The organism is Fructobacillus ficulneus (genome assembly GCF_001047075.2).
In the GTDB taxonomy this organism is placed as follows: Bacteria; Bacillota; Bacilli; order Lactobacillales; family Lactobacillaceae; genus Fructobacillus; species Fructobacillus ficulneus.
The window spans coordinates 76,249-83,798 of record NZ_DF968005.1 but is presented as its reverse complement, the minus strand read 5'-3'; the positions used below and the strand labels follow the sequence as shown (position 1 = coordinate 83,798).

At 43.0% G+C, this 7,550-nt stretch carries 9 protein-coding genes; 1 reads left to right on the top strand and 8 read right to left on the bottom strand.

What is annotated here, in order from left to right; genetic code table 11:
* The 8 genes from AOQ29_RS08060 to AOQ29_RS05085 form a co-directional block, all read right to left on the bottom strand.
* A partial coding sequence (locus tag AOQ29_RS08060) for a glycosyltransferase (RefSeq protein WP_242977402.1) occupies positions 1–327 on the bottom strand: 327 nt, incomplete at its 3' end.
* Positions 328–331: 4 nt separating this feature from the next.
* Positions 332–1,693: a UDP-N-acetylmuramoyl-L-alanine--D-glutamate ligase gene (gene murD, locus AOQ29_RS05115; protein ID WP_061993440.1), complete on the bottom strand. Its 1,362-nt coding sequence runs from the start codon at positions 1,691–1,693 to the stop codon at positions 332–334.
* A 65-nt stretch (positions 1,694–1,758) separates the two neighbouring features.
* Positions 1,759–2,715 carry a phospho-N-acetylmuramoyl-pentapeptide-transferase gene (mraY, locus tag AOQ29_RS05110; RefSeq protein WP_061993439.1) on the bottom strand — a complete coding sequence of 319 codons (957 nt, stop codon included), beginning with the start codon at positions 2,713–2,715 and terminating at the stop codon, positions 1,759–1,761.
* The gene (locus AOQ29_RS05105) at positions 2,716–4,860 is read right to left on the bottom strand and encodes a peptidoglycan D,D-transpeptidase FtsI family protein (RefSeq protein WP_061993438.1); all 2,145 of its coding nucleotides are present in this window, start codon (positions 4,858–4,860) and stop codon (positions 2,716–2,718) included.
* Positions 4,861–4,864: 4 nt separating this feature from the next.
* Positions 4,865–5,239: a septum formation initiator family protein gene (locus AOQ29_RS05100; protein WP_061993437.1), complete on the bottom strand. Its 375-nt coding sequence runs from the start codon at positions 5,237–5,239 to the stop codon at positions 4,865–4,867.
* Between the two features lie 47 nt (positions 5,240–5,286).
* On the bottom strand, positions 5,287–6,231 hold the full coding sequence (gene rsmH / locus AOQ29_RS05095) for a 16S rRNA (cytosine(1402)-N(4))-methyltransferase RsmH (protein WP_061993436.1): 945 nt from the start codon (positions 6,229–6,231) through the stop codon (positions 5,287–5,289).
* 50 nt (positions 6,232–6,281) lie between these two features.
* The gene (gene mraZ, locus AOQ29_RS05090; RefSeq protein WP_061993435.1) at positions 6,282–6,713 is read right to left on the bottom strand and encodes a division/cell wall cluster transcriptional repressor MraZ; all 432 of its coding nucleotides are present in this window, start codon (positions 6,711–6,713) and stop codon (positions 6,282–6,284) included.
* 151 nt (positions 6,714–6,864) lie between these two features.
* Positions 6,865–7,206, bottom strand: a complete 342-nt coding sequence (locus AOQ29_RS05085) for a hypothetical protein (protein ID WP_061993434.1) — start codon at positions 7,204–7,206, stop codon at positions 6,865–6,867.
* A gap of 106 nt (positions 7,207–7,312) precedes the next feature.
* Between AOQ29_RS05085 and AOQ29_RS05080 the strand changes: the two genes are divergently transcribed.
* Positions 7,313–7,550: DUF4044 domain-containing protein (locus tag AOQ29_RS05080; RefSeq protein ID WP_114674994.1), on the top strand; the 238-nt coding region annotated here is incomplete at its 3' end.

Here is a 7,550-nt window from a genome sequence, read left to right as displayed (position 1 = left end):
ATAAAGAACCGCTCCTGAAACATAGCCACCAGTACCAACAACAACGTCCGGCTTAAACTTCTTCAAGATCTTTTTAGCATCAGCGACAGCCTTTAAAAATAAGTACATCGTTTTAAAGTTCGTCATTGATAGTGACCGAGAAAATCCCTGAACCTTCAACTGCATAAATGGTAGGTTCGTTTTTGGGACAATATTCTTTTCAACACCACGAAACGAACCAATATACAAGAATTCAGTTCCTGGTTCCTTCTTTTCAATAATCTTAGCTAAGGCCAGCGCCGGATAAATATGGCCACCCGTTCCGCCACCTGATAAAACGATTTTCATGATCTTACTCTCCATCCTGATTTAATGCTTTTTTTAAGGCCCGTTCGTAAGCGGTTCCTCGAATTTCAAAATTAGGGTATTGGTCCCATGAGGCCGCAGCTGGGGAAAACAATACAACTTCCCCGGTTTGAGCCATCTTCGTTGCTAACGGTGCTGCTTCTTCCACTGATTCAACAACCGTTACCGGTAGGTTCAATGATTCGGCCAAAGTGACGACCTTATTCTTTGTTTCACCAAAGGCAATCACTTGCCGGACATTCTTCAAATCTGGTGCTAAACGCATCAAGTCATCACCACGGTCTAACCCCCCTGCCAACCAAACGACTGGCTGGTCAAAGGCGGAAAGAGCGGCCTGAGTCGCTTCAATATCCGTTGCCTTTGAATCGTTGTAGTAAGCGACTCCGTTATTTTTGAACAAAAATTCCAAACGGTGAGCCACACCGGCAAAGTTTTCCAAGACCGTACGCATCCCAGCTGACGCCGCGCCAGCAACGGTAGCTGCTGCAGTAGCTGCTAAAACATTTTCAAGATTTGGTTGACCAACCAAGCGGACATCTGCAAATGGCATCAAAACCTGGCCAGCCAATACCAAGTCGTCTCCTGTCTGGTGGGCATAAGCCTGTTGGTCTTGATCATCAAAGTGCAAGACTTGAGCGGCTGTGTGTTGCTCAATTACAGGCGTATCTGGGCCCTGGCCATTTAAAATCAAAACCTGGTCTGGTCGTTGATTTTCAGTGACATGAATTTTAGCAGCTAAGTAAGCTGCCCGTGTATGGTGGAAGTCCATATGGTTGGCAAAAACATTGGTAATGACAGCAATATCTGGCTGAATCATTGGAATTCCAACTAACTGGAAAGATGATAATTCCAGTACCAAGGTATCTTCAGTAGTTAAGTCGCCAACCACTTGGCAGACAGGTGTACCGATGTTACCGGCGACCACCACCTTACCCTGGTTTGGGTCGGCTTGTAGCATTTTTCCCAATAGTGTTGTCGTTGTCGTCTTACCGTTAGACCCAGTGACGACAATTAGACGTCCTGTAAACGTTGACAGAGCAACAGCTACTTCTGTTAAAATCGGAATTTCTAATTCTTCCGCTTTGACTAACAACGGCTGTTCATAGTGAATACCTGGATTTTTGACGACGTAATCTGTGTCATCCGTCAAAGCATCCGCCTGGTCATTTGCAGCAAAAGTAACGCCGGCTGCCTGCAAAGCCTGAACATCTGCATCAACTTCAATTTGATCGCGGTTAGCAACAGTTACCTGAGCACCAAGTTCAACCAAGCGGTGGGTTGCTGCCTTACCTGACTTAGCCCAACCAAGGACCAAAACTTTTTTGTTGTTAAAGTTCAAATCTGCCATCTAATTGTCCCTCTTCTCTCACCTAAAAATTGCTAATTATGTACGGTGACTTCTGTCACCCGTTTTTAAAACATTAATAAAGCTAGTAGTGCTAAAAGTGCACCAACAAACCAAAAGGCAATATCAATTTGCCATTCACTCCAACCAAACTTTTCAAAAGAATGATGGATGGGAGCCATTGGAAAGACCCGTTTCTTAAAGAAGTGATATGAAAATGTCTGAATAATCACGGATAAAGTCTCAATCACGAAAACCAATCCGATTACCAACAGTGACAAAACCGCATGCAATAGAATTGATTCGACGGCTAAGCCTGCCCCCAGGGCCAATGACCCAGTATCACCCATGAAAATCTTGGCCTTGGGTAAGTTGAAAATTAAGAAACCAACCAGTGTTCCAATCAAGATTAAGTTGAAAGAAACCATGGCCCAATCGGAAGCCCGATAGGCTAGAACGGTATAGGCCAAGTAGGCAATCACCGAGAGACCACCCAGCAGTCCATCCAAACCATCCGTCAAGTTAGTCGCGTTCGACCAGCCAACCAGCCAAAACCAGATAAAGATGACATAGAAGTAGCCAAGGTAGACAACCCCATAAACCGGTAAATTAATGGCTGCCGGCACGTGCAGTGACCAAAGCAAAAGCATGACCACCACCGCTGACAACGTTTGGGCTGCAAGTTTTGGCTTAAAGGCAAAGCCATCATCGGCGTGCTTTAGTAATTTCAAGACATCATCAACTGCACCAATTAAGGCAAATGACCCAACTGCCACTGATAAAGTCAATACGGTTGTGAATGCTCGACTATTTTCGTACGTTTTTGGTAGGCAAAAGGCCAATACTAAGGCAACTAAGACGAAAACTGCCCCACCCAATGAAGGTGTTCCCGCTTTTTGCTGATGGTCAGGACCTAAAGTCCGAATCACCGCTTGTTCTTTACTCTGTTTCAACTTTTTGATTACGGTTGGCATCACTAGGGCTGTGATGGCCATTCCTAGCAAAAATTCCAGGACAACTGCCATTTATGTTCTCTCCTTAAAATCAACACTAATTGTCATATTACTTGTTACTGGTGTTCCAACCGCCTGGCTTTGCTTATTAGCAAAACCAGTACCTGTCAGGGTCATTTTGGTCTTGGCCAGATAGCCCCAATCCAAGACATCACTCTTTGTCCACGAACTAAAGTCCGGTACAGTTACCGCTCCATGGGCAGTTAAGAAAACAATTTGTCCTTTGACTGCTTCTTGGTTTCCCTTGATTGATTGAGCAGTAATGGTTCCCTTGGTTCCTAGACTAACCGCCTGGAGACCAAGTGCTTTCAATTTTTCCGTTGCCTGATCGAGGTCGAGGCCACGAACATCGGGAACAGTCACTGAATTCGATGTTGATTTGTTGGCTGCCCCATTTTCATTAAGGGCTTGCAACATTACTGGTCGAAAGACGTTATTTAGAGTGATTTGAATGTTTGCATCTGGGAAAACCTGTGGTTGGCGCACAGCTATATACATAATATACTTTGGATTTTGCTCTGGCACAATGGCCATCACCGAATGAATATCATTTGTTAGCCCATCTAAATATTTACCGTTTTCAGAAATTTGAGCGGTTCCAGTTTTGGCTGCGACTTGGTAGCCAACATCAGACAAGCTATATTGCTTGGCAGTCCCATCATCGGCGTTAACAACCCCGGCCATATTCGACAAAACTTCCTTGGCAGTTGATGAAGAAATTGGTTGACTAACCTTCTGAGTTTTGCCGCGATAAGTCACTGCCCCGGTCTGGGCATTGGTAATACTGTCGACTAAGTAGGGCTTAATTTCGGTCCCGTTATTAGCAAAGGCCGAGTAGGCTTGGAGCAACTGAGCGGGTGTTACTCGAATAGCTTGTCCGTAGGCCGTATTGGCTTGGTCAATTGGTTGGGCAAATGAAATTGAACCCGACTCTTCATTTGGCAAGTCCATTCCTGTTTTTTGCAAGAAATGGAACTTGCTCAAGTATGACCGCCAAGTGCTAGCACCAAGCGACTGCTCAATATGAGCAAAACCAACGTTAGAAGACCGTTCGTACGCCTGGCGATAGGTCAAAGTGCCTTCGTTATTTCCAAAGGCATCGACAACCTTTTGTCCATTGATATCGTATGTTCCTGATTGGTAGGTATCATTGGGATGCCACTTACCTTCTTGAATAGCAGCGGCCAACGTGATTGTTTTCATGGTTGAACCTGGTTCAAAGGAACCTTGGTTTAAGAGGTTTTCCCATGAATCCGACAAGCCTTCTTGAGTATTTGGATCAAAATTAGGTCGTTGCGTTTCGGCAACAATCTTACCCGTTTTTGCTTCCATCAAGACCGCCATCGCTGACTTAGCCTTGGTTCCGGCAAATAAAACATCCATCCGATTTTCTAAGGTAGCTTGCAACTTTTCATCAAGGGTCAACGTAACGTTTTCACCATTTTGCACTTGGTTCTTTTTACTTGACTCGGTCTGGCTTCCTAAGGAAGTCAAAAGCCCATCTTTTCCGCTCAATAGGGTGTTTTTAAAGGCTTCAACACCCAAAACCCCTTTGAGGATTCGTTGACCAGCAGAATTCTGAGAAGAATTTGTGAGGCCGATGATTTCCGAAGCCATCCGGTTGTTGGGATAGTAACGAGCTGGTTGCGAATTGAACTTGATTCCAGGTAAGTTCAACTTCATGATTTGGTTATATTGATCAACTGACAAATTTTTTGTCTTCGGACCAAATTCAACCTGCAATTTATTAGAAATCAATTGTTGGTAAATAATGTTGGAATCAATCCCCAAAATACTACTAATTTTTTGAGCAGTTTCTTTTTTATTGATAACGTAGTCGGACTTTCCCGTCTTCGTTACCTGTTTTTTATCTAAAACTGCATACATGTCATAGACGGTTGAATTATCTGCTAAAACTTGACCGGTCGAATCAAGAATTTGTCCCCGGGTTGCCGGTACCGTCGATGTTTGCATGAAAGTTAGCCGGGTGGCTTGGGATAAGTTGTGGTGGTTGATTTCTTTAAACCCAGCAATTTGAAAAAGACGACTTCCCATGATGAAAATAACAAAGAAAGCCCCCACAAAAAGGAGGCCACCAAAACGTTTGGCGTTTCGCGTTATTTTTTTTCCAGGTTGTCGTCTTTTTTTTGGCTTCATTTGCTTATTGGTTTACATTCCGTACATTATCAGCACTTTGTTCCATATTAGCCGATTTAGCAACTTTTTCGAGGTTATCAGGATTAGTCTTGGCTTGAATGTCGCCACGATATGAATCATTTTCTTCCTTAACCTTGGTGATTTTTTGGGTAATCGTTTGATTTTGTGCGTCAACCCGTTGCATAGCAACGGTTGTTCCAACTGTAAAGAGCATCAGGAAGATGACGACTGTCGCCATAAAGACTGCCAATCCTCGTTCGTTTTTAGTCCACACTGCTGGTTGATATTTTCGTTTTGTCCGAACCTTTTTGGTGACCGGTGTTGGCTGGTCAGGTAAGGTGGTCGCAAGATTTTGGTAGTGGTAAGCGTTTTGTGCCATCTGAGATACTCCTTTACTTTAAATTCAAACAGATTGTTAATCAGCCTTTACTTTTTCAATCGCATAATACCGCGCAATTGTGCGGAAGCAGAACGATGATTTTCTTCTAGCTCTTCTTCGCTTGGCTTAATGGCCTTACGGGTTAACAATTCATAATCGGCCTGCATCTGTTCAGGCAACAATGGCAAACCACGAGGAACTTCCGGCAAAGCCGTCTTTTCACGGAACATTTGCTTAATTAATCGGTCTTCTTGAGATTGGAAGGAAATTGCCGAAATCCTTCCGTTTACAGCTAGCAAATCAAGGGCTTGACTCAACGAGTCTTCTAAAGCCCCTAATTCGTCGTTTACAGCAACTCTGAGGGCCTGAAAGGTCCTTTTAGCTGGATGACCACCATGACGTCGTGCGGGGGCCGGAATGGCTGTTTTAATGATTTCGACTAAATCAAAGGTTGTTTCAATTGTTTGGGTCTCACGAGCCTGTTCAATCTTACGGGCAATCGCTTTTCCAAACCGATCTTCGCCATATCTTGTCAGTACACGTACTAAATCAGCAAAGGGCCAATCGTTAACAATCACTTTAGCAGTTAGATCTTGGCGGCGATCCATTCGCATATCAAGAGGGGCATCATGGTTATATGAAAAGCCACGTTCTCCCTGATCAAACTGAACAGATGAAACGCCTAAGTCATACAAAATCCCATCGACTTCGGTAATGCCTAGGTCATTCAAGCTTTCTTTTAACGTACGAAAGTTCTTAAAAACCAAAACTAGCTTCCCGGCCGCAATTTCGTCTGCGTACTGCTTTTCATTATGAGTAATTGCTGTCTGGTCTTGGTCAAAGGAATACAAGGTTCCAGTTGTTAGCAACTTTAAAATTTCGCCAGTATGACCGCCACCTCCTAAGGTCGCATCAACATAAACGCCATCTGGACGGACAGCTAACAATTCAACGGCTTCTTTTTGGAGGACGGTTACGTGTTCAAATGCCATTTAATTGTCCTCCTTTCTTTTTTATTTAAAATCTTTTCAATCATTACAGTTTAAAAATCAAAATCGACCAAGCCTTCAGCCAAGTCATCAAAATTCTCAGCAGTATCTGCTGTGTAAGCCTGCCAATTATCAACAGACCAAATTTCAAATGAATCTCCAGCACCAGTCACAACAACTTCTTTATCAATGTTGGCGTAATCTTTTAAATTACCATCAATAATGATGCGACCTTGCTTATCAAATTCTGCCTCTTTGGCTCCAGCCAGAACGAAACGCTTAAACGCTCTTGCCTCTTTTTTCCCAAGAGGCAAAGCGTTCAATTGCTCTTCTAAACTCTGCCATACCGGCATTGGCATGGCTCGCAAAGCATGTTCCATCCAGCGGACAATCACAAAAGATTCGCCAAGTTGGTTACGAAATTTGACAGGGATAGTGAGTCGACCTTTTGGGTCTAACTTATGTGACGATTCTCCCATGAACATCGGCTCACCCCCCCTTCTTAAATATAACTTAACATTAATTTACCACATTCCCCCACATTCCTCCACTTTTCTCGTAACTTTTTTTAAATTTAAGTAACAAAAAAGGCTTAAACCTTATCAAATAAGATTTAAGCCCAGTGGTGATTCCACCCTATTTTTTTAATAATATCGTTAATATCGTCAAGATTACCATCATCGTAATCCCTAAAAGTCCTGTCATTCGCCAATACTTTTCTAAAAAACTCATAACTGTCATTTTTTTACCAACGAAAACAAACGACCAAATCGCCCCCACTACTAGCCAAAAAACTAGGACTGCCAGAACTTGAGACTGATAAAAATTAGTTCCCCAGGTTAAATGATCTAAAATCCAAGTTGGAATGACTGATAGTGCTAATACACCAACTTTAGGAAAAGGGCGATAGAAGAGTCGCCATAAAACAATCAAGAAAAAAATCAAGAGCCAGAGTGCTGGCCAATAAAAATAAGTCATTTATATTACCTCGTACCAACTTTACCAAGGACAGAACAGAATTTCAATTTTTGCCGTGCATATGTTATGATAACTTTAAATTATTTGGGAGATTATTACCACTACCATGGCAAAGAAAAAAGCAAAGAAAAAAGCAGTACAACCAACTGCACCAACATCGACGGACATCGACGTCGACTTAGCTGAAGAAGTTAACCGTCAATTGGCAAAACGGCCAATGCCAAAAATTGAAAAGAAAAAGAAGAGTAAGTTCCAAGTCTGGACTCTTGTCATGTCAATCTTCATGGTCGTTGTCATGGCTGGTTCGGTCATCTACGCCGCTATCTCAGCTCTCAGTCATTCAT